Annotated in this window: 21 protein-coding genes and 3 pseudogenes; 13 read left to right on the forward strand and 11 right to left on the reverse strand. The window is 59.7% G+C overall.

Annotation, left to right across the window (positions count from 1 at the left end; translation table 11 throughout):
* Both GEV37_RS15790 and cls read left to right on the forward strand, forming a co-directional pair.
* The coding region (locus GEV37_RS15790; protein WP_227391233.1) for a hypothetical protein at window positions 1-267 on the forward strand (267 nt) is incomplete at its 5' end.
* Window positions 264-1,742, forward strand: a complete 1,479-nt coding sequence (gene cls, locus GEV37_RS15795) for a cardiolipin synthase (protein WP_050980320.1) — start codon at window positions 264-266, stop codon at window positions 1,740-1,742. The genes GEV37_RS15790 and cls, both read left to right, overlap by 4 nt.
* 550 nt (window positions 1,743-2,292) lie before the next feature.
* Here the strand turns inward: cls and nadS are convergent.
* The 4 genes and pseudogenes from nadS to GEV37_RS15815 all read right to left on the reverse strand — a co-directional run bounded on the left by nadS (window position 2,293) and on the right by GEV37_RS15815 (window position 5,348).
* Entirely contained in the window at window positions 2,293-2,577 is a 285-nt protein-coding gene (gene nadS, locus GEV37_RS15800) for a NadS family protein (protein ID WP_039181156.1), read from the reverse strand.
* A 456-nt stretch (window positions 2,578-3,033) separates the two neighbouring features.
* Window positions 3,034-3,693, reverse strand: a complete 660-nt coding sequence (locus GEV37_RS17110; RefSeq protein ID WP_386111453.1) for an inovirus Gp2 family protein — start codon at window positions 3,691-3,693, stop codon at window positions 3,034-3,036.
* A 301-nt stretch (window positions 3,694-3,994) separates the two neighbouring features.
* Window positions 3,995-4,195 carry a helix-turn-helix transcriptional regulator gene (locus tag GEV37_RS15810; RefSeq protein WP_227391234.1) on the reverse strand — a complete coding sequence of 67 codons (201 nt, stop codon included), beginning with the start codon at window positions 4,193-4,195 and terminating at the stop codon, window positions 3,995-3,997.
* Window positions 4,196-4,500: 305 nt separating this feature from the next.
* A pseudogene (locus GEV37_RS15815) lies at window positions 4,501-5,348 on the reverse strand (IS5 family transposase).
* Window positions 5,349-5,681: 333 nt separating this feature from the next.
* Between GEV37_RS15815 and GEV37_RS15820 the strand changes: the two are divergent.
* From GEV37_RS15820 to GEV37_RS15830, 3 genes and pseudogenes are all read left to right on the forward strand, one after another.
* Window positions 5,682-6,275, forward strand: a complete 594-nt coding sequence (locus GEV37_RS15820; protein WP_227391235.1) for a hypothetical protein — start codon at window positions 5,682-5,684, stop codon at window positions 6,273-6,275.
* Window positions 6,276-6,573: 298 nt separating this feature from the next.
* Window positions 6,574-6,690 (forward strand): annotated as a pseudogene (locus GEV37_RS17115) (transposase); the annotation flags it as partial.
* 182 nt (window positions 6,691-6,872) lie between these two features.
* Window positions 6,873-7,641 (forward strand): annotated as a pseudogene (locus GEV37_RS15830) (IS3 family transposase).
* On the opposite strand, the gene GEV37_RS15835 reads toward GEV37_RS15830, so the two are convergent.
* From GEV37_RS15835 to GEV37_RS15845, 3 genes are all read right to left on the reverse strand, one after another.
* On the reverse strand, window positions 7,602-8,870 hold the full coding sequence (locus GEV37_RS15835) for a tyrosine-type recombinase/integrase (protein WP_153843648.1): 1,269 nt from the start codon (window positions 8,868-8,870) through the stop codon (window positions 7,602-7,604). The pseudogene GEV37_RS15830 and the gene GEV37_RS15835 sit on opposite strands and share 40 nt — an antisense overlap.
* 249 nt (window positions 8,871-9,119) lie before the next feature.
* Window positions 9,120-9,983, reverse strand: coding sequence for a YicC/YloC family endoribonuclease (locus GEV37_RS15840; RefSeq protein ID WP_227391237.1), 864 nt, complete (start codon window positions 9,981-9,983; stop codon window positions 9,120-9,122).
* Between the two features lie 63 nt (window positions 9,984-10,046).
* Window positions 10,047-11,063 carry a substrate-binding domain-containing protein gene (locus GEV37_RS15845; RefSeq protein WP_227391238.1) on the reverse strand — a complete coding sequence of 339 codons (1,017 nt, stop codon included), beginning with the start codon at window positions 11,061-11,063 and terminating at the stop codon, window positions 10,047-10,049.
* 254 nt (window positions 11,064-11,317) lie between these two features.
* Here GEV37_RS15845 and GEV37_RS15850 point away from each other — a divergent pair, with 254 nt between their 5' ends.
* The 6 genes from GEV37_RS15850 to rph all read left to right on the forward strand — a co-directional run bounded on the left by GEV37_RS15850 (window position 11,318) and on the right by rph (window position 18,231).
* Window positions 11,318-12,301 carry a substrate-binding domain-containing protein gene (locus GEV37_RS15850; protein ID WP_227391239.1) on the forward strand — a complete coding sequence of 328 codons (984 nt, stop codon included), beginning with the start codon at window positions 11,318-11,320 and terminating at the stop codon, window positions 12,299-12,301.
* A gap of 74 nt (window positions 12,302-12,375) precedes the next feature.
* Window positions 12,376-13,884, forward strand: coding sequence for a sugar ABC transporter ATP-binding protein (locus GEV37_RS15855; RefSeq protein WP_227391240.1), 1,509 nt, complete (start codon window positions 12,376-12,378; stop codon window positions 13,882-13,884).
* On the forward strand, window positions 13,877-14,875 hold the full coding sequence (locus tag GEV37_RS15860; protein ID WP_227391241.1) for an ABC transporter permease: 999 nt from the start codon (window positions 13,877-13,879) through the stop codon (window positions 14,873-14,875). Before GEV37_RS15855 ends, GEV37_RS15860 begins: the two co-directional genes overlap by 8 nt.
* Entirely contained in the window at window positions 14,872-15,858 is a 987-nt protein-coding gene (locus GEV37_RS15865) for an ABC transporter permease (protein ID WP_227391242.1), read from the forward strand. The genes GEV37_RS15860 and GEV37_RS15865 overlap by 4 nt, the downstream gene beginning before the upstream one ends.
* Window positions 15,859-15,866: 8 nt before the next feature.
* On the forward strand, window positions 15,867-17,426 hold the full coding sequence (locus tag GEV37_RS15870) for an FGGY-family carbohydrate kinase (RefSeq protein WP_227391243.1): 1,560 nt from the start codon (window positions 15,867-15,869) through the stop codon (window positions 17,424-17,426).
* Between the two features lie 67 nt (window positions 17,427-17,493).
* The gene (gene rph, locus GEV37_RS15875; RefSeq protein ID WP_227391244.1) at window positions 17,494-18,231 is read left to right on the forward strand and encodes a ribonuclease PH; all 738 of its coding nucleotides are present in this window, start codon (window positions 17,494-17,496) and stop codon (window positions 18,229-18,231) included.
* A 93-nt stretch (window positions 18,232-18,324) separates the two neighbouring features.
* Here the strand turns inward: rph and GEV37_RS15880 are convergent, their stop codons facing one another.
* Window positions 18,325-19,092: an exodeoxyribonuclease III gene (locus tag GEV37_RS15880; protein ID WP_227391245.1), complete on the reverse strand. Its 768-nt coding sequence runs from the start codon at window positions 19,090-19,092 to the stop codon at window positions 18,325-18,327.
* Window positions 19,093-19,224: 132 nt separating this feature from the next.
* On the opposite strand from GEV37_RS15880, the gene pyrE reads away from it, so the two are divergent.
* Window positions 19,225-19,887: an orotate phosphoribosyltransferase gene (gene pyrE, locus GEV37_RS15885; protein ID WP_227391246.1), complete on the forward strand. Its 663-nt coding sequence runs from the start codon at window positions 19,225-19,227 to the stop codon at window positions 19,885-19,887.
* On the opposite strand, the gene GEV37_RS15890 is transcribed toward pyrE, so the two are convergent.
* The gene (locus GEV37_RS15890) at window positions 19,872-20,354 is read right to left on the reverse strand and encodes a tRNA (cytidine(34)-2'-O)-methyltransferase (protein ID WP_227391247.1); all 483 of its coding nucleotides are present in this window, start codon (window positions 20,352-20,354) and stop codon (window positions 19,872-19,874) included. The two genes, pyrE and GEV37_RS15890, sit on opposite strands and share 16 nt — an antisense overlap.
* Before the next feature lie 242 nt (window positions 20,355-20,596).
* Between GEV37_RS15890 and rep the strand changes: the two genes are divergently transcribed.
* Complete coding sequence (rep, locus tag GEV37_RS15895) at window positions 20,597-22,651, forward strand: DNA helicase Rep (RefSeq protein ID WP_227391248.1); 2,055 nt, start codon at window positions 20,597-20,599, stop codon at window positions 22,649-22,651.
* Window positions 22,652-22,707: 56 nt separating this feature from the next.
* On the opposite strand, the gene GEV37_RS15900 is transcribed toward rep, so the two are convergent.
* Together GEV37_RS15900 and GEV37_RS15905 are read right to left on the reverse strand one after the other, a co-directional pair.
* Window positions 22,708-23,355, reverse strand: coding sequence for a c-type cytochrome (locus GEV37_RS15900; protein WP_227391249.1), 648 nt, complete (start codon window positions 23,353-23,355; stop codon window positions 22,708-22,710).
* Window positions 23,356-23,665: 310 nt separating this feature from the next.
* A complete protein-coding gene (locus tag GEV37_RS15905; RefSeq protein ID WP_227391250.1) occupies window positions 23,666-24,598 on the reverse strand; it encodes a GNAT family N-acetyltransferase in 933 nt (310 codons plus the stop codon).
* Window positions 24,599-24,670 lie beyond the last annotated feature (72 nt).

Here is a 24,670-nt window from a genome sequence, read left to right on the forward strand (position 1 = left end):
TGCTGGAACCCATCGGAAACGTTCCACCAGCAGAACGAGAAAGGACGTATTATCATCAACTGGAAGAGTCGGGTGAAGCTGCCTGACTCAAACAAACCGGTCTCCGGAATAACCGGGGCGGTTCAAGTTTTCCAGAGTGGGGTGTCTGGGCCCAATTGGTTTCGGTTCTGGTTTGTAGGGCTCGTGAGTATTGTCTTTACCGTTCAGGTTGCGGCAATGATAAAACTGATTTTACAGCGAAGAAAAGGTGGTTTAGGGGGAGCATGAGCGATGAAAGGGAAAAGCCGGGGGCAGTAACGCTGCCCTCCAGGCGACGTCGATTCTGGCGTCGTTTACTGCTCGTGGTGGGAGTTGCTCATCTGGTTGGGTTTGTGTCGTCACTGGATGCGATGATGTCGAGCCGTACCTCTCAGGGAGCTGTGGCCTGGATCGTTTCACTAAACACATTGCCCTATGTGGCGGTGCCAGCCTACTGGGTGTTCGGCCGCACGAAATTCCAGGGCTATGTCTCTGCACGACGCGACGAGAACTCGGTGTTGGGGCAGGCGCTTGCTGAAAAACTGGCCGAGCTGCGGGCTCATGGGGTTTCGGATGAACACGCTGACAAGCATCTGGTGGGTGTCGAACAGCTGGCCAAGCTGCCGTTTCTAGGTGGCAACCGGGTGGAACTGCTGATCGACGGTGAGCAGACCTTCGAGAGCTTGTTTGCCGGTATTGATGCTGCTGAGCGCTATCTGCTTGTGCAGTTTTATATCGTTCGGGCTGATGCAGTGGGATTGGCGCTGCAGGCACGGCTGATTGAGAAGGCTAGGCAGGGCGTGGAGGTCTTCTTTCTATACGATGAAATTGGAAGTTATGCGTTGCCGAGCCACTATCTCCAGACGCTGGAAGAGGCGGGTGTTCGAGTACATCGCTTTCATTCTACGCGGGGGACAGGTAATCGCTTCCAGCTCAACTTTCGCAACCATCGCAAGATAATGGTGGCCGATGGGGAAAGAGCTTGGGTCGGTGGATTCAATGTTGGCGATGAATACTTGGAAGGCCACCCACGAATTGGCCCGTGGCGTGATACCCACCTAATGATTGAGGGGCCTGCGGCCTTGGCGCTGCAGCTGGTGTTTCTTGAAGATTGGCACTGGGCGACTGAGGAAATCCCCGAGCTTCCCTGGTCACCGCTAATTCCAAGCGGCCATGGTACACCGGTGCTCATTCTTCCGAGTGGGCCCGCAGACCGATTTGAGACGGCTAGTCTGATGATTCAACAGGCAATTCACGCCGCGCAAGAGCGTATCTGGATATCCAGTCCCTACTTTGTGCCAGATGAGGGGGTGCTGGCGATGCTTAAACTAGCCTCGTTAAGCGGAGTAGAGGTGAAAATCCTGATTCCCGAACGTCCAGATAACCTTCTAACCTACTTTGCGGCCTATGCCTTTCTCGATTCGCTTCTCGAGGCGGGGGTCGAGGTCTATCGCTACGAGGGGGGCTTCTTACATGGCAAAGCCTTTTTGGTTGACGAAATCGGTGCGGCAGTGGGTACCGTTAACCTCGACAACCGCTCCTTTCGACTCAACTTCGAGGTGACGGCGATGGTGATGGACGCCGACTTTGCCGCCGAGGTTGATGCGATGTTCAAGGCGGATTTCGCGCGGGCACGGCAGATGCAGCCAGAAGAGATCAGCGATAAGCCGCTTTGGCATCGGGTGGCGGCTCGAGCGGCCTATTTGTTTGCGCCGGTCTTATGAGTGTGCTTGATCACTCTATTGCCCGCTGGCCTGTGATTTTGCATTCAAGTCTTCGCTTTGGAGTTTCAGGCCATGATGAAAGCCCCTCGTGCAATACTCAATCCAGATAGTAAACTTCAGGCAACCTCTCGGTTTTAAGCTGAAATAAAATGAACAGTTGAAGAAAAGGTAATGCGATTCACCGAGTTGGCTCGGGCTGGTGTGGTAACTGTACGCCATTAAACTCGTTAGGGTCTGGTACAACCGTAACGAGATCTGTGCAACGGCTGTTGACTCTGTGACGAGCAGGCTATTGGACGCCTCCGATTCGTTGACTGCGCAGATTCCCTAGGAGAGGGTCTTAGTTAATGAAGAAGATATTGTTGCGCAGACCAAGACAACCTTACGGTGGTTGACAGTAGTATGTAGCTGGCTGAACAAGGCCATTGCATTCGCATGCGGATTCAAGGGCTTCAGGTGATGGCGCAATTTTTCCGGGAGTGCGCGTCTAAGAATGCGCTTTTCACACTCACGTCAAATTACCATTATTCTTATGTCAGGAAAGTAGGTGTTAGTGTGAAGCAATCTCATTGAAAAAGTCTGGGTTATTCCGAATCGTCGCCAGTACCTTAGCGGCTAGCCCCGTAGGATTATTACGTTTGCCTTCCCAGCTTTTGATCGTATCCACGCTGGTTCCCATTGCGCTGGCAAATTCCGCCTGAGAAACATTGAGCTTGGTACGAATGGCTTTTACATCGGCTACTTCATGGCGTGCTGTGCGGCTAGCCTCAGTGTTGCCCTGATTAATCTCAACGGCTTCCTGCAGCGATGTTTGGAGTTCGTCAAAAATGCTCATCCAGAAACTTCCTCCTTTAATTGGTGGGTCAGTGTTTTCAATGCGGCCTTTTCAGCAAGTGTTATGTTGTCCTTCATGTTCTTAGGGTAGGCCAATATCACAGATATATGGTCGCCGCCTGGTTGTCATCTGGCTGCTAACAGGATGAAAGACATGTGAGTAATGTAATCCCTGGAAAAGATAACGTATTGATAATTCTTGGTTTCCGCATTGCAGGCGCGATCCCAAAGTTTGTTTGGTTGCACTCATAATCCCTTGCTCACAGGTTAAAGTCCTACTGGGGTTTCCAGCTGTTGCAGCGTAACGGTGTGGCTCATTGATGATTCCATGTATGGCAGTAACCGTGGGCATGGCTGATACATCGCCCCAACAAAATAGTGAACCGAGTTTAGCGGTGTGGGGGCATGGGGGCAAAGTGCTGCTTAACATCCTTGCTCAATGATGATAGTGATGCTTTCAGTGACGACTGGTTCCAAACGCTCGTACACCTAGCCCATACTGCTTTGTATTCGCTTTGCAGAGATACGAAGCGCGTGTGAAAGCCTGCTCAAAGCTAGTCAGGTCACCTCGGTCGATCCAGTAGTACGGGTTATCAGGTATGTGTACCCATGGCTCTTGAGGGCTCCACATGATTCCCAGCGCGCTGTACCAAGCACGTGACACCCGGCTGATAAGGTTCTCGTTTTGAGAGCCTGCCTTACCTGGCATGTGATACGCGTCACGATTCAGTAGGAAGAAGAAGTGATAGTGCGGCTTGCCGTTAAGGCCAATCTCCCGGCACCACACGTAGCGCACCTTAGTGTCAGGCACCCAGCCAGCTTGGCGTTTACTCTCACGATCATGTTTGATAATCGCTTTAAAGGAAGCGATGAACCTTGCGATAAGGCCTTTGTGATCCTCCGGCCTCATCCGGTCGCTTATCGTTGTGGGAATGACAGGATCGACTCTGAAGGCTAGCACGCGAGGGTAGTCAGCGAGAGCCTTGTGCATTGTATTGTAAAGGGCCTGAAGGTATTCATCGGCCATTGGGAGATGTTTTACTTGGAGAGCAAGCCCGTTGAAGGTAGGAGCAGCGTTCAAGCACAAATTAGCGTTTGATGGGTGTCGTTGAAGCATTTTAATTACCTCGATAGTGAGATCGACTCATGCCTTCGGAGGTATGAGCATGTATGTCAGGCACGACGAAGCCTCCAGCGGAGGCTGGATTCATTGAGACGGATACGTGTGGATGGCTACCTTTACGCTCGCTACTCAGGTACGGGGCTTGATGCCCCTCCCATTACCCTTTGATTTAACTAATAATAATTAAACAAGGCTCTTGAGAATGGGTAGTGACCGATAGGTACTGATGGTTGCTGGTGGGAGTGAGTCGCCGTCAGCGAATAATCACTCTTCAATTAAATGAGGAAAGGTTGAGTTACTTCAGCACTGCTTCATCTCTGCGCTCGATGCTTTCGCAGATCCAGGCTTCCACTTCACGCTCGACCCAGGCAACAGCCCGAGTGCCCAGCTTGATTGGCTGAGGGAACTGCCCAAGGCTGATGTACTTGTAGACCGTTGATCTAGCCAGCCCAGTGCGATCCATGACGTCTTTGATGCGGATAAGTCGATTGCTCATGACGAACTCCTGTTATTCGTTCATGAGATAAGGCAGGTGAGTATTTTTTAATTGGAGAGTGGCTTTGGTGTCATGCAGCACGCTGGGGGGCTTAAGCCACTTTTAAGGCCTAACCATTGGATAATCACTGGAGACTATTTACGCTCTTGTGAGTATTAACCGCAAGCATCCATGTTCTAAATTTTTCAGTAAAACCGTATTGCATAATCAGTTTCATAGTCTTTGGACAATCGATGCAGCTCATCGCATGATCGGTCAAGCGTCGATTAAGAATCAAACTGCAATCATTTATTTCACATCTGGCGTCAAAGAACACCGATTACATTAAACTCTGGCGGACAAGTAGTTAAGATGCACGCCATGCATACAGTTGCCTTAAAGCTGCTTGCTAACTTATCGTAGCGTGTGGCAACGCGGCGTAGCTCCTTTAGCCAGCTAAAACAGCGTTCTACCGCATTTCGTTGTCGATATTTAGGCTTATCAAACCGTCTAGGTAGACCTGGCCGCCTTCTTCGATACATGTTGCGTTGAGCTATGACCAGCTTCATCCCGTGCCTATCGCAATAACTAGGCAGCTCATCGCTGTCATAGCCTTTGTCAGCCACCATATAGCGACTACGTTTGCGCGGGCGCCCTAAGTTACCGGGCAGGTAAACGCTCTCTAAAGTGCCGAGAGTCTGCCTCTTGGCCGGGAGACAGCGTGAATGCCAGTGGTCAGCCATGGCGATTTCAAACCAAATGAATTTTAGTGGTTAAACTGCCGCGACTGCGGCCAAGGGCAAGATCTAGCGGTTCTTCAGAGCCCTTTTTTGCCGCCTCCTGCGGCAGCACGGGTGGCACGAACCGATGTTAAATCAGTCATCCACGTATCCAAATCCATCAGGCCGTCCTCACGTAACTTGAGCTGTAAGTGAGAAAGAATGGCCTCAAACGTGCCGTCATCTCGCCATTTGCGAAAGCGTTCATAAGCGGTAGACCAAGGACCGTAGCGCTCAGGCAGATCGCGCCATTTAGCACCAGAGTACAGCACCCAGAAAATACCGCTGAGAACTTGCCGGTCATCTCGCCCAAGCCTCCCCATGAGTTGAGGTGGCGATACAATGTCTTCAATCTGTACCCAGCCGTTATCAGAGATCTCGTAACATCCGACCATTGCTTTCCCCTATGCTCCTTTTTATAGAGGAAACTAGCGGATAAGGATTTTCGCACAAAGCCTAAATTCAAGAATTATGAGCATAAAAAATATATTTCATAAAAATCAATGATTTATTATTATTTTGATGTTTTTTGTGTGAAAAATAACATTATTTAAAATGCATTAAAAAAGTGCTTTTAAATGTTAAATTTTTATTAAAAATAATGTAAATTATTACTAAAACACATGAAATAGCACCTTTTTATTTATTTATTGTTGATTTATCTTATTTTTTGTGGTATCAATTTTTTTGGTTTTAAATAGCTTTCACATGTTTTTTAGGTGCTGAAAATGGAAACATTGTCCAAGTGGCTGGAGAAAAAAGACGTTGCAGCAGAAGAGATGGCACTCGATTACTTGAATAAGAAAGGTTTTTTTGGAAAAAACAAGAAGCTCAGTGCTATTGAACAGATAAGAGAGATAGAAAGAGAAAATGCGAGAGATTTATACTTTAAAGATTGCGAGAGGAAGTTGAAAAATAACATAAGGCAAAATGTGTCAAAGAATAAAAACCCTGATCTTAAGCCTTGCACATTTAAGCTACCCAGCAGCAGCCGAAACCTGCTAGAAAAAATAAAGAATCATTACGGCATTACAGCTAGTCAAACATTAGAAATGTTGATTCATAATGAAAATTTAAGATTATTAGGTGCTATGAACCATCATGCCCCTAATGTCAATGCCTCTCAGAGCTATGCACTGCCTATACAACACAACTATAGTCATGACTTTGGAAAAAAGAGTGTTACTACTCCACTAAGTGAAGCCGAATTTAATGAATATACAATGCATTCCTTGGAGCTTTTAAAAAGCTTAAATATAAACACAAGCAACATGCATTCTTACAGTAAGATAAATGGCCAAGAAGATGAAGGGTGGCTGTGAAATTCCGGAACTCCCATTCAAAGAAGAAGTATTTATTAATATAAGAGTTATCCTTTGCTAGCTGCTAGGGAGCTTCTTTAGTCGTTCATCCGAGAACAGGTTTATGGATATAAAGCTATAGCAAACAAGCTGCGGTGGTTCTAAAGAACCACCTACTTACGGATATCGAGTTAGCCAATCAGTATGGCGTTACCGCTGCAATATCTATGATCTGAAGTGCCCCCCATCGTAGCTGCACAGGTTATAGTGTAGCCATTAGGAGGACGATATGAGTCACTAACTTACCGTTAAACGCTGGACCGCCAAGCGCAAGACCGCCGTGGTCATGGACATTTTCAAAGGCAAAGCCACGGTTACCGAAGTCGCTCGGGAGCACGACCTCACCGTTTCAGACGTCGAAGGCTGGGTTGAGTAAGCGCAGCGCAACATGGAAAACGGGTTCCGAGCCCGCCCCAGGGATATTCGAGAGCAGTACGAGTCCGAGCTGCGGGAAACCAGAGAAGCATTGGGTGAGGCTCATCTGCAGATTTATGCCTTAAAAAAGTTCAAACGCCTGCTCGACGAGGACGAGAACTCGTAAGGTCGTTACAGGCGGAAATGGCCCAAGAGAGCCACGTGGTCTCGCTCGTTGAGCTGTGTCAGTGGCTGGGGATTCCTCGAAGGACGCTGTATTACCAGCCCAGGGCACGTTGCCGCGCCATCAATGCTGAACTGGTCAGCTGGGTCAAACTGGCCCTGGAGCGATTCCCTACTTACGGCTATTGTCATCTGGCGTGTGTTCTGGGAGAGAACCGCAAGCCTATACAGCGCATCCTTCAGTTGAAGGGCTGGCAGGTGCGCAAGCGTCCTCAAGGCTTTCGACCTCGGGCCAGGAGCCTACCGTCCGTCGCCTCAAGGCCGGATGAGCGTTGGGCTACCGACCTGACGTACGTGTGGTGTGGAAAGGATCGGCGAGCCAGTCTGGCAGTGGTCATCGACTGCTGTACACGTGAGATCCTCGGCTGGCGGTTATCGGTCAACGGCAGTAGCAAGACGGCTGAGGCGGCGTTGGAAGAAGCGCTGATCTATCGTCTGGGAGCGCTGGGGCGTGTTCACTCATCTCTGGCACTGCGCTCTGACAACGGTCTGGTGTTCAGCAATCGGCACTACACGAGCACCGTCAGGGCCTATGGACTGAATCAGGAGTATACAACGCCCTACACACCAGAGCAGAACGGCCTAGTGGAAGGCTTCTTTCGCTCCTTGAAAGAGGAGTGTATTTGGGTACACCGATTTGAATCGCTGGGTCCAGTATTACAACGAAGAACGGCCACATCAGTCATTAGGCTATGTGGCACCCAGAGCACACCCAGCATTAGCAGCGTAGGGTGTGCAGGAACTTGGTAGCATTACAGAATTAACTAAATTTGCTACTTTTATCAAAGCACGCTTTCGTTCCTCATAATAATCATACCGATCATAGACGCCTTCAACACCTTTCAGCTTATGATTCAAACAGCGCTCAGCCACATGGCTAGGTACGCCGGTCTCAGCCAACAGACTGCGGCAAGTGCGCCTAAGGTCATGCACCGTAAACTCGGGTAAATCACCCATTCTATTTTCAGGTTGCTGCTTCTTGCCTGGTTCTTTACCAAATAGCTTAGCAATGGCGCGATTGAGTGTATCCCTGCCCATATGGGGCTGCTTACTGCTACGACGGCTAGGAAATACGTAAGGTGAACCACAAGCACGGATGTGAAGCTCCTCTAACCACTCGACTGCTTGTGGTGGCAAAGGAATCGCCATTCCCACACCCGATTTGCTGCGCTCTCCGGGTAAGTTCCATTTCGCATTGTTCAAGTCAAATTCTGACCACGTGGCTTCAGTGAGCTCTGTTTTACGCACTCCAAGCACAACAAGCAGTGCGCATGCGAGATAGTTGTCACGCGTAAAGCTAGTGCGATTTTCTCTGAAAACCTCAAAGGCAAACCTGAGCTCTTCAACGCTAAGTGCTCTATCACGGCTTTTCTCGACCCCGCCCGCATCGTTGACGTTGAAAGCAGACGCAGGGTTATAGGTCAAAAACCCTAGCTTGATGCCATGGTTAAATAGCTGTTTTAAGTACATCAAGGCGTCATTTGCAACGGTTGGGCGACCGCTGTTAGTTACCCTTCTGATAATGGTACGCACATCCATAGGGGTAACGCTAGCCAGCGTTAGCGAACCGATGGCAGGAGCAATATCCTTTTCAAAGACGCGTTTAGGGATGTTGGGATGCTTGAGTCGCTTCTCGAGCTCCTGATACCAATCGTCAAACAGATCCTGCACCGTGCTAATGGTTATTTTTTCTTCACGTACGCGCTCTACAAGAGGGTCTGTACCGCTACGAATGGCTTTCTGAGTCTCAACCACTTGCTCACGAGCTTCGAGCAAGGAGAGTTCAGAGCATTTACCCAGTGTCATACCGCGACGCTTACCCGCGAAGGTGTAGCGGCACATCCAATAGGCCGCTCCTGACTTCGGAATCATCAAGTACAAACCGTTGCCATCACCGTAGCGCCCAGGCTTGGCTTCTCTGATCAATGATTGAATTTTCTTGGCAGTAAAACTCCCCATCGCTCTTCTCCCCCCCTCCGCCAACGTCTAAAACCATATATTTATTTATATTTCAAATACTTATATTAATATTGGGTAGCAAAACCTCAGAAATACGCCCATCTGGTGGATAGCATGGCATTTTACTACCCACTTTACTACCCACTTGGCGGTGGATTAAGCGGGATTTCGGTGGACGAGCATAGACAATAATTTTATTAAAAATATATAAAACAGTATTATATAGAATTAAAAAAACGACCATAGGCATCACTCAATATTCTGTATCTGCTCGCGCATCTGTTCGATCAAGACCTTCAGTTCCACCGCGCAGCGGGTGGTGTCGGTGACCACGGATTTCGACGAGAGGGTGTTGGCCTCGCGGTTGAGCTCCTGCATCAGGAAGTCGAGCCGGCGGCCCTGAGGGCCTTCTTGTTCGAGCTGGCGGCGCACCTCACTGACGTGGGCATCGAGGCGATCGAGTTCTTCGTCCACGTCCGCCTTCTGGGCGACCAGCACCAGCTCGGCTTCCAGGCGCTGAGGGTCGAGCTCCGCTTTCACGCTTTCCAGGCGCTCGAGCAGGAGCCGGCGCTGGCGCTCGATGATGGCGGGAAGCAGCTCGCGCACTTGGGCGACCTGTTCGCTCACGGCGTCCAGGCGCGTGCGGATCAGCGCGCCGAGCTTCTCGCCTTCCCGGGCGCGGGCGGCGATCAGCTCATCGAGCGCCTGGTCGAACAGCGCCAGCGCCTCTCTTTGAACGGCTTCCTGGTCCAGGTGCCGGGTCTCCTGCACGCCGGGGTAGTCGAGCAGCGCAAGCGTAGTGGGCGCGGAGGCACTCGGCACGCGCTCGGCGATGGTGGCCAGGGCTTCGGCGAGCTCGGCCAGGCGAGCGCCGTTGACGGTGGGTGACTGGGCGCTGTCGGTGGGCTCGAAGCGCAGCTGGCACTCGATCTTGCCGCGCCCCAGGCGAGTTCTGAGCGCTTCCCGCAGCGCAGGCTCGAGCTCGCGAAGCGTCTCCGGCAGGCGAAAGTGCGGGTCCAGGTAGCGCTGGTTGACCGAGCGCAGTTCGACCTGGAGGGTGCCAAACGAGGCGGCCCGTTCGGTGCGTGCAAAGGCGGTCATGCTGTGCGGCATGGGGCGGGCTCTCGATGAAGGGGCGTGGGCCCAGTGTAGCGCAGTTTTTCGCCCCGCCGCGGCCTAGATGCCGATCAGTTCCGGCGCCACCTCGACGAGCGTGCCCGGCGCCTGGGCGGGATCGTCGATCATTGCAAAAAGTTGCTCGATCATCACCTCCACGCTCTGGCGCGCCATCATCAGGTGCGGGTAGAGCGCGGCGGCCAGCGGGTCCCAGTCGAAACAGCCCACCGTCACCTCGTCCAGCTGGTGGCCGCTTTGCTGCAGCCAGCGCACGATCCCCTCCAGCGCGATGGTGGAGTTCACGAACATGGCGGCGGGAAGCCGGGTGCGGTGGCGCATGTAGGCTTCCAGTGCCACCTGGGCCTTGTCGGCGGCGTAGTCGCAGGGAAGGATATCGGCGTCACGGGTGGCGAGCCCGCGCTCGGTGCGCGCCTTGATGAAGCCCTCGATTCGCTCGCGGGTGTTGTGGTCTTCCCCGCGCCCGCCGATGAACAGCACGCCGTCGCTGTGCGCGGCGCCGTTTGCGTCCAGCCGATCGAGGATCGCCAGCGTCAGGCGGCGTGCGCCGTCGCGGTTGTCGGAGATGATCGACGGCGCCTTGCTTCCCGGCAGGTCCAGATTGAGGCTGGCCACGCCCGCCTCCTCGCACATGAGGGAGATGGTGTCCGGATCGGTGGCGCCGGTGCTCACCAGACACTCCACTCGGTAGGCAAGCATCATCCGCGCCGCCTCGCGCTCCTGGGCCGGATCGCGGTTGGTGCAGGCAACGATGGCGAACAGCCCGCGCTTGCGCGCCTGGGCCTCGAAGTGCTGGGCGATGGAGCTGAAGTAGCGGTTGTCGTAGAGCGGCAGGATCATGCCGATGATGCCCGAGCGCTCGCGACGCAGCGCCCGAGCCTGCATGTTGGCGGAATAGCCTTCCGACTGCGCCAGGGTGAGGATCTTGTCGGCCAGCTTCTGGCTGATACGCCGGCGCTTCCAGGAGCCGTTGAGAACCGCGCTGACGGTGCTGGGCGAGGTCTCGGCAAACCGAGCGAGATCATAGATGGTGAGCCGTTTGGCTGAATCACTGGCCACGTGGCAGCTCCTTGCAGTAGATAAAAGTCGCATTGACGTGATGACGCCGCGCAACAATGATACACTTTGCACAACCGATTGTGCATGTTTCGTTGTCGATGATCGCCCAAGGCATCCAAGTGTCTGTTAATTCGCTCGAAACACACTTTTCGAAGATCGAAGAAAAAAGACGGGCCGCACCGATGGTCGTCGGACGACGTTACTCGGGACACCCATTTCGCTGGCTTCGTTCGCCACCTGCACAGGAAAAGACGATGACACAAAGAGCTCTTCTGGCCGCCGCAACGCTTACCGGCGCACTGGCCAGCGCCACCGCCCTGGCCCAGCAACCCCCGACCATCGCCGTGGTGGCGAAGGTGGGCGGCATTCCCTGGTTCAACGCCATGGAAAAGGGGATCGAGCAGATGGGCGAGGAACTGGGCGTGGAGGCCTACATGGTCGGTCCTACCAGCGCGGACCCGGCACTGCAGGTCCGCGCTATCGAGGACCTGATCAGCCGCGGCGTGGACGTCATCGGCGTGGTGCCCAACGATCGTGAAGTGCTGGAGCCGGTGCTCGAGCGCGCCCGCAGTCAGGGCATCATCGTGCTGACCCACGAAAGCCCCGAGTCGGTCAACATCGACTACGACTTCGAGATGATCTCCGCCCAGCAACTCGGCGAAGAGCACGCCAGGCTCATGGCGGACACCACCGGCTGCGAGGGCTCCTACGCCGTTTACGTGGGGGGCTTGAGCGTGCCGGCCCATAACGCCTGGGCGGACGCCGCGGTGAACTGGCTGGAGGAGAATTGCCAGGGCCTGACCCCGGCGGCGGAGCGTTTCGGCGTGGCGGAGAGCGTCGATGACAGCCGCAGCACCACGCTCGACCTGCTGCGTGCCCACGAGGACCTGGCCGGCATCATGTCCTTCGGCAGCCAGGGCACCATCGGGGCTGCCCGGGCGGTGAAGGAGCGGGGTCTGGCCGGCGACGTCGCCGTGGTGGGCTTGTTCTCGCCGGGCCAGGGTCGCCGGCTGGTGCACGAAGGCGTGATCACCGGCGGCTTCCAGTGGAGCCCGCTGGAAGCCGGCCAGGCGTTCGTGGCGCTGGGTAACCTGCTCTACGAGGGGGGCGAGGTAAGCGACGGCGACGCGCTTCCGGTACTGGGCGAGATCACCCTCGACGGCCACACGATCTTCGCCGCCAAGCCCGTGGAACTCAATGCCGACAGTGTCGACGCGCTGGCCGAACTCGGCCTCTGACCCCACGCTGTTCGAACCGTGTAAAAACGCCTGCCGCGCTCCTCGAGCGCGGCAGTCATGTGAAGAGAACCCTCATGTCCAGAGAGAAGCCGCCGATGAGCGATATCGCGATTCGCGCGCGTCATGTCAGCAAGGTATTCGGGCAAAGCCGCGTGCTCGACGACGTCGAGTTCGAGCTGCGCCGGGGCGAGGTGCTGTGCCTGGCCGGCGAGAACGGCTGCGGCAAGAGCACCCTGATCAAGATCATCAACGGCGTCTACACCCCCGAACCCGGGGTGGAATTCACCTTCGGCGACGAGACGCTGTCCGCGATCAGCCCGCTGGAGGCGCGTAGCCGCGGTATCCACGTCATCTGGCAGGACCTGGCGCTCTTTCCCCACCTCACCGTGGCGGAGAACATCGTCTTCGACGACTACGTGGCCCGCCCCTGGCGCCCGCTTTCCGCCAGGCGCGCACTTGACGAGGCGCGCGCGATCATCGCCCGGTTCGGGCTCGATCTCGACCCTGCCGCCCGGGTCGAGGAGCTCTCCATCGCCCACCGTCAGCTGGTGGCGATCTGCCGGGTGCTGCGCGCCGGCGCCAGCATCATCTTCATGGACGAGCCGACCGCCTCGCTGACCTACAAGGAAGTGCAGTCGCTGCTCGACATCACCCGTTCGCTCGCCGCCCAAGGCATCTCGATCGTGCTGGTCAGCCACCGTCTGGCGGAAGTGCTGGACGTCTGCCAGCGCGTCACGGTGCTGAGAAATGGCCGCCTGGTGGGCACCTACCCCACCGAGGGCATGACCCAGGCACGGCTCTCCACGCTGATGACCGGCCTCGAGCTCGAACACACGCCCCGGGCGAGCGCTTGGAAGGGCGCGCCGGTGCTGGAGCTTCAAGACCTGAGCCGTGAAGGTGAGTTCGAGAACGTCTCCTTCACCCTGCACCGCGGCGAGATCCTGGGCTTGACCGGACTGCTCGGCGCCGGGCGCAGCGAGCTCGCCCACGCGATCTTCGGCATGACACGGCCCACCGGCGGGCAGATGTTCAAGGACGGCAAGCCCCTGAAACTGCGCTCCAACCGCGACGCCGTGCGCCACCAGATCGCCTACCTCTCGGAGGACCGGCTGAACCTGGGGCTGGTGCAGAACCAGTCGATCGAGATGAACAGCGCCGTGACGGTGCTGCCCGCACTCGAGAAGCCGCGCGGTTTCCTGTCGCCCGGGCGCATCAAGGCACTCACCGCGCACTGGATCCAGGAGCTCAAGACCAAGGTGAGCGACCCGACGCTTGCGGTGTCATCGCTTTCCGGCGGCAACCAGCAGCGCGTGGCGCTGGCCAAGTGGCTGGCCACCGAGCCGGACGTCCTGATCCTCGACTGCCCGACCATCGGCGTGGACGTCGGCGCCAAGGCGGGCATCTTCGAGATCATCCGCGAACTTGCCGACCAGGGCATGGCGATCATCCTGATCTCCGATGAAGCGGGCGAGATATGGATGAACACCGACCGCGCACTGGTGCTGCGCGAGGGCCGCGTCGCCTGCGAAATCATTCCCGCCGAGACCACCGAAGAAGCGCTGGAGGCCGTGATCAATGCGTAAGCTCTTATCCCGCCGGGGGCTCGGCACCGAAGGCGTGCTGCTGGGCATCCTGCTCGCGCTGTGCGTGGTGCTGTCACTGGCGACCGACAGTTTCCTGAGCGTGCAGAACCTGTTCGACCTGCTCAACAACCAGTCGGTCAACATCATCTTCGCCGTGGGGCTGGTGGTGGTGCTGATCGCCGGCGGCATCGACATCTCCTTCGCGGTGGCCGCCTCGGTGGTGCAATACGTGGTGATGACGCTGCTGATCGACCATCTGGGCGGCGGCGGTTGGGTCGTGGGCATGGCGCTTTCCATGCTCACCGGCGCGCTGCTCGGGTTGATCAACGCCTTTCTGATCCACCGCTTTCGAATCGTCTCGATCATCGTCACCATCGGCACCTTCAACCTGTTCTTCGGGCTTTTGATGTACGTGACCGGCGGCGTGTCGATCTACGACGTGCCGGACTGGCTCTACTACGCGATCCCGCTGCTCGACCTGCCTGCCGAGCGCGGCTCCGCGACGCTCTACCTGCCCGCCGCCGTGATGGCGGTGATGGTCGCTCTGACCTGGCTGATCCTGGCTCGCACCGGCTTCGGGCGGTCGGTCTACGGCTTCGGTTCGAGCCCCGAGGCGGCCAGACGCTCCGGCGTCAGCGTGTGGAAGATCCACGCCTTCGCCTACGGCTGGCTGGGGTTGTGCGCCGGAGTGGCCGGCTTGATGCAGGCACACATCGTTCAGGAAGTGGTGCCCAACGCCTTGATCGGCCAGGAGCTGACCATCCTGGCTGCCGTGGTGCTGGGTGGCGCGACCCTGGGCGGTGGGCGCGGCACGGTGCTCGGCGCGGTGCTCGGGGTGCTGCTGCTCGCCGTGGTGCAGAACGGCTTGAACCTGCTGGGCGTCACTCCCTACGCGTTTCGCATGATCGTCGGGCTGATCATTCTCGTCGCGATCACCACCAGTAACCTGGGCAACCTGCTGCCCCGTTCCACCAGGGCGAAAAATCCATGAACAAGCCGTTGAACACGCCGCGCGCTGGCCTGCGCCTGGGCGGCGATACCCGCGAAGTGCTGGTGATGGCCGCGCTGCTGGTCGCGAGCATCGCGCTCTTCTCCTTCGCGGCACCGGGCTTTCTCGGCGCCGCCAACTTCAACTCCATGGCGATGCAGCTGCCGGAGCTCGGGCTGCTGTCGCTGGCCATGCTGGTGCCGATCATCTCCGGGGGGCTGAATCTCTCGGTCACCTTCACCGCCAACATCGCCGGTCTCGCTACCGCCTGGCTGGTACAGGGCGTGCTCGGGGACCTGGGGCTCGCAAGCGCCCCGCTGGCCATCATCGCCGGTCTCGGCGTGGGGGCGGCAGCGGGCTGCCTGATCGGGGTGATTGTCGCCTACGTGGGCGCGCACCCGATTCTGGTCTCGCTCGGGGCGATGATCTTTTTGCAGGGGCTGGGCGAGTTCCTGACCCGCGGCGGTGGCCTCTCCGGCATGCCCGAGGCATTCCAGGTGATCGGCGCCGGCCACTTTCTCGGCGTGCCGATGCCGATGTGGATCTTTCTCGGCGCGGCGGCGGTGCTGTTCTACATCATGCACTTCACCCGCACCGGCTTCTCGATCTACATGCTCGGCTCCAACGCCCGGGCCACCGAGTACTCCGGCATCAACGTCAAGCGCGTATTGATCGTCGTCTACACGCTCTCCGGGCTTCTGGCCGGGCTTGCCGGCATGGTGATGCTGGCGCGCTTCAACTCGGTACGCGTGGGCCATGGCGAGAGCTACCTGCTGATCACCGTGCTGGCCTGCTTTCTGGCCGGCGCCAACCCGTTCGGCGGCTTCGGCCGGGTGCTGCCGCTGGTGCTGGGACTGATGAGCCTGCAGGTGATCGCCTCGGGCATGAACCTGATGGGCGCGAGCCAGCACCTGGCCACCGCCGTCTGGGGCGGGTTCCTGATCATCGTGATGGCACTGCGCATGCCGTTTCTCAAACAGTCGTGAGTAAATAAATGAGTCATCAAGAGCACGTTCTGGGCATCGACATCGGCACCGGCAGCGCCCGGGCGGGTATCTTCACCTCGGACGGCGTGATGCTGGCCGAGGCCAAGACGCCGATCGCCATGCATCGCCCCGCCGAGCATCACGTCGAGCAGAGCTCGACCAACATCTGGCGTGCGGTATGCAGCGCCACCCGACGGGCGAGAGAGGCCGCCGGGGTGAGTGCTGCGAGCGTGACGCGCATGTCGGTCAGCGCCACCTGCTCGTTGGTGCTGCTGGACAAGGCGTACCGGCCGCTGGCGCTCTCGCCGGGCGAGGAGCCCTTTGACATCATCGTCTGGATGGATCACCGCGCCACGGTTGAAGCCGCCGAGTGCACGGCCACCGGCGGTGCGCCGCTGGCCAACCTGGGCGGGACGATGTCGCCGGAAATGCAGATGCCCAAGCTCAAGTGGCTCAAGCGTCACCGCCCGGCGCTCTACGAGCAGATCGGCTACGCCGGGGATCTCGGCGATTGGCTGGGCTTTCAGTGCACCGGCTCTTTCGAGCGCTCGGTGTGCATGCTGGCCTGCAAGTGGACCTTCGACCCGCGCCCGGGCCACGGCTGGGACCGTGACTTCCTCGCTCGCATCGACATGGCGGACGTGATCGAGCGCGCCGCACTCCCGGAAACCGCGCAGCCCGTGGGCGTGGATCTGGGGGCGCTCACCGAGGCCGCCGCCGCGGATCTCGGTCTGACCACCGGGTGTCGCTTCTCGGTAGGCATGATCGACGCCTACGCCGGCGCCCTGGGAACCTTGGGTCGCAGCCTGACCGACGGCCCCAAGCGCCGCCTGGCGGTGATCGGCGGCACCTCCACCTGCCATATCGCCGCCCAGCCCGAGCGCTGCGCGGTGCCCGGCGTGTGGGGCCCCTACCCCGGGGCGCTAGGCGACGCCTTCGTGGCCAACGAAGGCGGCCAGAGCATCACCGGCGCGCTGCTCGATCACCTGGTGGCGATGTTCGCCGCTGGCGGCGAGTTCGGCGACGACGTCCACGGCGCGCTCTCCGAGATCCTGCTCGAGCGCCTGGCAAAGGGCGACCCGGCTCCGCATACCCACGTCTGCCCAGATTTCATCGGCAACCGCTCGCCGCTGGCGGACCCGGAGATTCGCGGCGCGATCACCGGACTCACGCTGGACTCCCCTCGTGAGAGCTTCATCAAGGTGTACTGGGCGGCCGCCACGGCACTGGTCTACGGCACCCGGGCGATCATCGACCGCATGAACGCCCACGGCTACGCCATCGACACCCTGCACCTGAGCGGCGGCCATGGCCGGTCGGCGCTGCTGCGCAAGCTCTACGCCGACGGCACCGGCTGCCGGGTAGTGATCTCCGAGGCGCCGGAGCCGGTGCTGCTGGGCGCGGCGGTGGCGGCGCTGGGCGCAGGCTTTAACGGCGACGTGCTGGGCGTGGCCAAGACCCTCGCCCCGGGCGAGCGAGTGCAGGCGCCAGACCCGGCCATGGCCGAGCTGCACGCCACCCGCTACCAGGCGTTCAAGGCGCTCTACGCCGGACGCCTGGACGGATGAGCGCCGACGCGCCCTCGCCGAGGGTGTACAATGAGCCGCTTTGAGAATATTCGCCAAGAGAGGTGCCATGCGTCCCGACGTCGTTCGCCCCAGTAACCGCGCCGCCGACGAGCTGCGCGACATTCGCCTGACCCGCGACTTCACCCGCCACGCCGAAGGATCGGTGCTGGTCGAGTTCGGCGATACCAAGGTGCTGTGCAACGCAAGCGTGGAGGCGGGCGTGCCGCGCTGGCTGCGCGGCAAGCACCAGGGGTGGGTGACGGCCGAGTACGGCATGCTGCCCCGGGCTACCCACACCCGGGGCGGGCGTGAAGCCAGCCGTGGCAAGCAGAGCGGGCGTACGCTGGAGATCCAGCGGCTGATCGGGCGCAGCCTGCGCGCGGCGGTGAATCTCAAGAAGCTCGGCGAGTTCACCATCACCGTGGATTGCGACGTGATCCAGGCCGACGGCGGCACCCGCACCGCGGCGATCACCGGCGGCTGCGTGGCGCTGGTGGACGCGCTTCGCTATCTTCAGCGCGAGAGGCTGATCAAGAGCGATCCGTTCAAGCAGCTGGTCAGCGCCATATCGGTGGGCATCTACAAGGGCGTGCCGGTGCTGGATCTCGACTACCCGGAGGACAGCAAGGCGGACACCGACCTCAACGTGGTGATGACCGAAAGCGGTGAGCTGATCGAGGTGCAGGGCACCGCCGAAGCGGGCGCCTTCAGCCGCGCCGAGCTCAATGCCATGCTCGATCTCGCCGAGCAGGCCGGCGAGGCCCTTCGCGGCCACCAGCGCGAGGCGCTGGAGATTCGCGACTAGTTCCATCCGCCCTTCCAGAATCGCCCCTTGCAGAAACGAAAAGGCCAGCGCTGAGCTGGCCTTTTCGTTGGCGACGACGCGGGAGACCGGTGACTACAGCGCCAGATCGTACTCCACAATCAGCGGGGCGTACTCGGAGAAGGTCGCGTCGTAGTCGATCCAGGCGTCCACCACGTGGCGGCGGAAGTTGGGGCCGACCAACTGGTAGTCGATGCGCCAGCCTTCCTGACGGCTGCGCGGCACATCCTGGTCGAGCTTCGGCCAGAAGGTGTACTCGCCGGCGTCGCGATTGATCTCGCGGAAGGTGTCGATGAAGCCGGTCGGGCCGAGCACCTGATCCATCCAGGCGCGCTCTTCCGGGCGAAAGCCGGAGGTGAGCTGGTTGTCGGACCAGTTGGCCAGGTCCACGGTCTTGTGGGCGACGTGCCAGGTACCGCAGATGATGTACTCGCGACGCTTGCGCGACATCTTGGTCAGGTACTCCTGGTACTGCTCCATGAAGGCGTGCTTGGCCTTCTGGTCCGAGCCGTCCGGCATCAGGAAGGTGGCGATGCTGAAGCGGTCGTAGTCCGCCTGCAGAAAACGCCCTTCGTGATCGCACTGGGGAAAGCCCAGCCCGTACATGATCGCCTTGGGAATCTTGCGGCAATAGAGCCCCACCCCGGAGAAGCCATCCTCCTCGGCATCCAGGAAATAGCCTTCGTAGCCTTCCGGATAGAGGATATGGTCGCCCAGTTCGAAGCTCTTGGCCTTGAGGTTCTGCACGCAGACCACGTCGGCGTCCTGCTGAGCCAGCCAGTCCAGGAAGCCGCGGTCGACGGCATCACGAATACCGTTGACATTAATGCTGGCAATTTTCATAAATCGTCCCTTTTGCGTCGCTGCGGTATGATACCCGACGTTTAGACGTTTGGGTAAATAGGCAGGCTCAATCGGCCTGCCTGCCCTTCGATATCGTCACGCTCACCCACCCACTCTCGAGAGAACACCGCCGTGGCTTCGACCCTTCAACCCTACCAGCGCGACTTCATTGCCTTCGCTATCGAGCAGGGCGTTCTCAAGTTCGGCGAATTCACGCTCAAGTCCGGGCGTGTCAGCCCCTATTTCTTCAATGCCGGCCTGTTCCAGACCGGACGGGCACTGGCCAAGCTCGGGCGCTTCTACGCTCAGGCCATCGAGCAAAGCGAACTTCGTGCCGATGTGCTGTTCGGCCCGGCTTACAAGGGCATTCCGCTTGCCGCCGTCACCGCCGCGGCGCTGGCCGACCATTTTGATCGGGACATGCCTTACGCCTTCAACCGCAAGGAAGCCAAGGCTCACGGCGAGGGCGGCAACATCGTCGGCGCGCCGCTTTCCGGCGACATCCTGATCATCGACGACGTGATCACCGCTGGCACCGCCATTCGCGAGGTGATGACGCTGATCGAGGCCGAGGGAGCGCGGGCCGGCGGCGTAATCGTGGCACTGGATCGCCAGGAGCGCGGTCAGGGCGAGAAAAGCGCCATCCAGGAGGTCGCCGCCGAGTACGCCATGCCAGTGGTGAGCATCGTCACCCTGGCCCAGGTACTCGAGTATCTCGAGGAGCACGCCGGCGGCGAGATGCTCGCCTACGCCGAGGCGGTACGCGCTTACCGCGACCGCTACGGCGTCGCCTGACCCTCCACGGCGCCGGCGAACCTCTGCTGGCGCCAGGCCTCGAAACTCACCACCGCCACGGCGTTGGAGAGATTGAGGCTGCGGTTGTTCGGCTGCATCGGAATACGCAGTTTCTGCGCCTCGGGCACCGCCTCGTGCGCCTCGGTACTGAGCCCGGCGGTTTCCGAGCCGAACAGCAGGACGTCTCCGGGCGCGAAGGAGACTTCGCTGTAACCGCGCGTGCCCCGCGTGGTGATCGCCCAGATCCGTCGCCCGGCCATCGCCTCATGAAACGCCGCAAAGTCGCGGTGGCGCGTCACGTTGGCCAGGTCCCGATAATCGAGCCCCGCACGGCGCAGCTTCTTCTCCTCGAGATCGAAGCCCAGCGGCTCGATCAAGTGCAACCGGCAGCCGTTATTGGCCACCAGACGCATGATGTTGCCGGTGTTGGGCGCCATGCGCGGCTCGAAAAGCGCTACCTCGAACATGACTCTTCCTGTGCGTGCTGCATTGACGGGCCGATCGACGACTCGAACGGGCCGGAGGCGACCGAAGCGGGGATGACGCTCTTGAATGGTGGCGTATTATACAAACTCTTATAGAACTTTGGTCTAATGCTAGAAAAGATTTTTTCGATGCTGCCGACCGCTTTCGTCGATCGGTTTCGTCTTCACCGCACCGGGCTGTATGATACGGCCAAAGCGTACCGCTTTCCTGCCAGGTGGTTTTCATGTCCAGTATTCTCACGCGCCTGAACGGCCTCAATCCGCGCCAGCGCGAGGCGGTCAAGTACATTGACGGCCCCTGTCTGGTACTGGCCGGCGCGGGCTCCGGCAAGACCAGCGTCATTACCACCAAGATAGCCTACCTGGTGAAGGAGTGCGGCATGAGCGCCCGGCGCATCGCCGCGGTCACCTTCACCAACAAGGCCGCCCGCGAGATGAAGGAGCGCGTGGGCCAGATGCTCAAGGGCCGCGAGGGCCACGGACTGACGGTTTCCACCTTCCATACCCTGGGGCTCAACATCATCCGTGGCGAACTCAAGACGCTCGGCTACAAACCGGGCTTCTCGCTGTTCGACCCGGAAGATGCCAAGGCGCTGTTGCGCGATTTGATGAACAAGGACGCCCAGGTCGACGCCGAGCAGATCAATGCGGTGCAGGCGCAGATCTCCACCTGGAAGAACGACCTGGTGCTGCCGGGTGTCGCGCTTTCGCACGCCGAGGATGAGGACGCGCAGTTCGCCGCCCGCGTCTACGAGGCCTACAACCGCCACCTGAAGGCCTACAACGCGGTGGATTTCGACGACCTGATCCTCTTGCCGGTGGTGCTGCTTCAAAACGATGCCGAGGCGCTGGCACGCTGGCGGCGCAAGATCCACTACATGCTGGTGGACGAGTACCAGGACACCAACGTCTCGCAGTACCTGCTGGTGAAGCTTCTGATGGACGAGCGCGCCACCTTCACCGTGGTCGGCGACGACGACCAGTCGATCTACGCCTGGCGCGGCGCGCGCCCGGAAAATCTGGTGACCCTCGGCGAGGATTTCCCCCGGCTCAAGGTGATCAAGCTCGAGCAGAACTACCGCTCCACCGGCACCATCCTGCGCGCCGCCAACACCCTGATTGCCAACAACCCCCACGTCTACGAGAAGACGCTATGGTCGGAAATGGGCGACGGCGCGCCGATCCGCGTGGTGGTGACCCGCCACGAAGAGGCGGAGTCCGAGCGGGTAGCCAGCGACATGCTCACCCGGCGTATCAAGGAGTCGGCGGAGTGGCGCGACTTCGCCGTGCTCTACCGGGGCAACTTCCAGGCCAGGCTTCTCGAGCTCAAGCTGCAGCACTACCAGATTCCCTACAAGCTCTCCGGCGGCACGTCGTTCTTCTCGCGCAACGAGATCAAGGACGCCATGGCCTACCTGCGCCTTCTGATCAACCCGGCGGACGACAACGCCTTTTTGCGCATCGTCAACGTGCCGCGCCGCGAAGTGGGGCCAGGCACCGTCGAGAAACTCGCCAACTACGCCACCGAGCGCTCGATCTCGCTGTTCGCCGCCTGCCATGAGCTTGGCCTCGAACAGGTGCTGCCGACCCGGGCCACGGAGCGTCTCGCCCGCTTCACCCATTTCATCGACGGCGTGCGACAGCGCATGGATCAAGGCGACGCCATCGCCGCGATCCGCGACATGCTGCGCGACATGGATTACGAGGCCTGGCTCTATCAGAACGCCAGCGCCCCGACCATCGCCGAGCGGCGCATGGCCAACGTCTGGATACTGATCGACCAGCTCGAGAAATCGCTCAATCGCGACCCGGAAGAGGACACCGACTCCACGGCGACGGAAACCGACGGGGTCGAAGCCGCGATCTCGCGGCTGGTGCTGCGCGACATCCTCGAGCAGCAGGCCGAAGAGGACGACTCCGACCGCGTGCAGCTACTCACCATGCACGCCTCCAAGGGCCTGGAGTTTCCCCACGTCTACCTGATGGGGCTCGAGGAGGACCTGCTGCCGCACAGAAACGCCATCGAGGTCGGCACGGTGGAAGAGGAGCGCCGCCTGGCCTACGTGGGCATCACCCGCGCCCGGCGCACGCTGACCATGACGCTGGCCCGCCAGCGCAAGGCCTATGGCGAGCTGATGGACTGTCAGCCGAGCCGCTTTCTCGACGAGCTGCCGGCAGAGGATCTGGAGTGGGAGGGCCGCGCCGACAGGGAGGACCCGGACAAGAAGCAGGCGCGCGGCAAGGACGCCATCGCCGGGCTGCGCTCGCTGCTGGGCTGACGGCGCCGATTTGTCCACAGCCGCTTGACGAAATCGGCTGTGGACAAGTCGTTTTCCTACTGCGAGCGCTCGATCATGTAGTCCACCATCGCCTTGAGCTCGTCGTCGTCCGCCGTGCTCGCCCCGCGCGGCGGCATCACGCCCTTGCCCAGGATCACGCTCTGATAGAGCGCTTCGCGCCCCTTCTCCAGCCGCTCGCGCCAGGCGTCGATATCGCCAAGCGCCGGTGAGCCGGCAATGCCGGTGGCGTGGCAGGTCGCACAGCGCGCGCGGGCGTAGAGCGCCTCGCCATCGAGCGCGCTTGGGGAATCACCCCTTGGCGCGCCGGCAACCGGCTCGTCAGTAACGGGCTCGCCCGGCAACGCCTCGACCGGGTCGAGGGCGGCATCAATCAGAGGCGCCAGCAGGTAGTGCGTAGCGGCGCGCACCTCATCGTCGCTCAGATTGGGGTTGCCGCCCCTGGGCGGCATGGCGTTGATGCCGTCGATGGCATGTACCACCAGGGTCTCCATGCCCTGCTCCAGGCGCGGCGCCCAGGTCTCGTCGTCACCGCGAATCGGGGCGCCGGCAACGCCGGTCTGGTGGCACGCCATGCACAGACGATCATAGACCGCCTTGCCGTCGACCGAGCCGGTATCGTCGGCGGCCAGCGCCAAGGTGGTGAATCCGCCCAGAACGAGACCCGTCACGTATTTGAAGTTCACTCGATACTCCTTGAAAACGCCCCTGCCATGGCGCCCCGTGCCTTTCCAACGTCGAGCGCTGGCGCGAAGCTCTCGATCAGAGAGCCCTGCGCCAGCGCTTGTCGACATGAACGTGTGGTCTCGCCTGCGCGTCGAAACGACTCGACCTTCGCCAGCGTGACGGGCAGTGCTAGAAGATCAGCTTGAAGACGCCGGTCAGCGTCAGCAAGCCGACGAGAAAGATGAATACGATGATACCGAGGATGATTTTCATAGCACTTGCTCCATGATGAGTGAAAGACATTCCCTTGTGAATAGCCCCCAGTATAGGTTAAAAATCCGCGCCTTGGCGATCTTGCGTGCCCGGCAGGCGCCAGGCGCGAAGCTGCTGCTCGCGCTCTACCTCAAAACCGGCCCTTGCGTAGGCGCGACACGCCGGGGCGTTGGCGGCATCGACAGTGAGCGCGAGCGTCGTGGCCCGCCCTTCCAGCGCCAGGCGTTGCGCCTCGCGCACCAGGGCATGCCCCAATCTCCTCCCGCGCCAGGCGGGAACGAGACCCATCAGTTGAAGCTCCCACTCGGCGCTTGAGCGCGGGGCCAGAAGCAGCGCCCCGACCGCCTCGCCCTCGTGCAGTATCTGGTACCAGTGGCGCGGCGCCTCCGGCGCCTGAGCGTAGAACCCCGCCAGCAGCGCCTCGACCGGCAGCGTGTCGAGAATCGCCGGGCAGTCGAGCGAGCCCTCGGCGAGAGCGCTCACGAGCGCCTCCTGGCGCGCCGGGGCCAGGGCGCCGAACGGCGCGAGCGCGAGCGCCGAAGACGGTGCGGGCGGTGCCAGAGTCGCGCGCAGGTGCCAGAGGGTGGCGATAGGCTCGAGTCCACTCGCCGCCAGGAAGGAGGCGCGCTCGCCCTGGCCTGGATCGAGCGCGAAGTGGCAAAGCCTCACCGCCGAGGTCGCCAACCACGGACGTACGCCATCGAGCAGCGCCCGCGCGGCGGCGTCGAGGGCCTCGGGCAGCCACAGCCGGGCCGTCGTCGCTGTCAATGATTCTACCCAGAGGGCCGACACGATATGCTCGCCTCTGCTTGCCACCCATAGACCCTGCCAGGCGACCTCGCCCACGGTCTTGGCGCGCTGCAGGGCGGCGTTGAGCGTGGACTGCTCGGTTGGATCGCGAACCGCCGCCAGTCGCAGCAGCGCTTCGCGGCGCCGCGAGGCCGGGCATCGTGCAATACAGAAGTGGTCTAAAGCCTTGTGGCGTGGCATGTTAGGTTTCCGGCGCTTGGCGAGCGTTTGAAAAGCGTTTTCAAGCGGCGCTCGAGCAGCTTGCCCTTACTG

Source organism: Vreelandella malpeensis, from assembly GCF_020622355.1.
GTDB lineage: Bacteria > Pseudomonadota > Gammaproteobacteria > Pseudomonadales > Halomonadaceae > Vreelandella > Vreelandella malpeensis.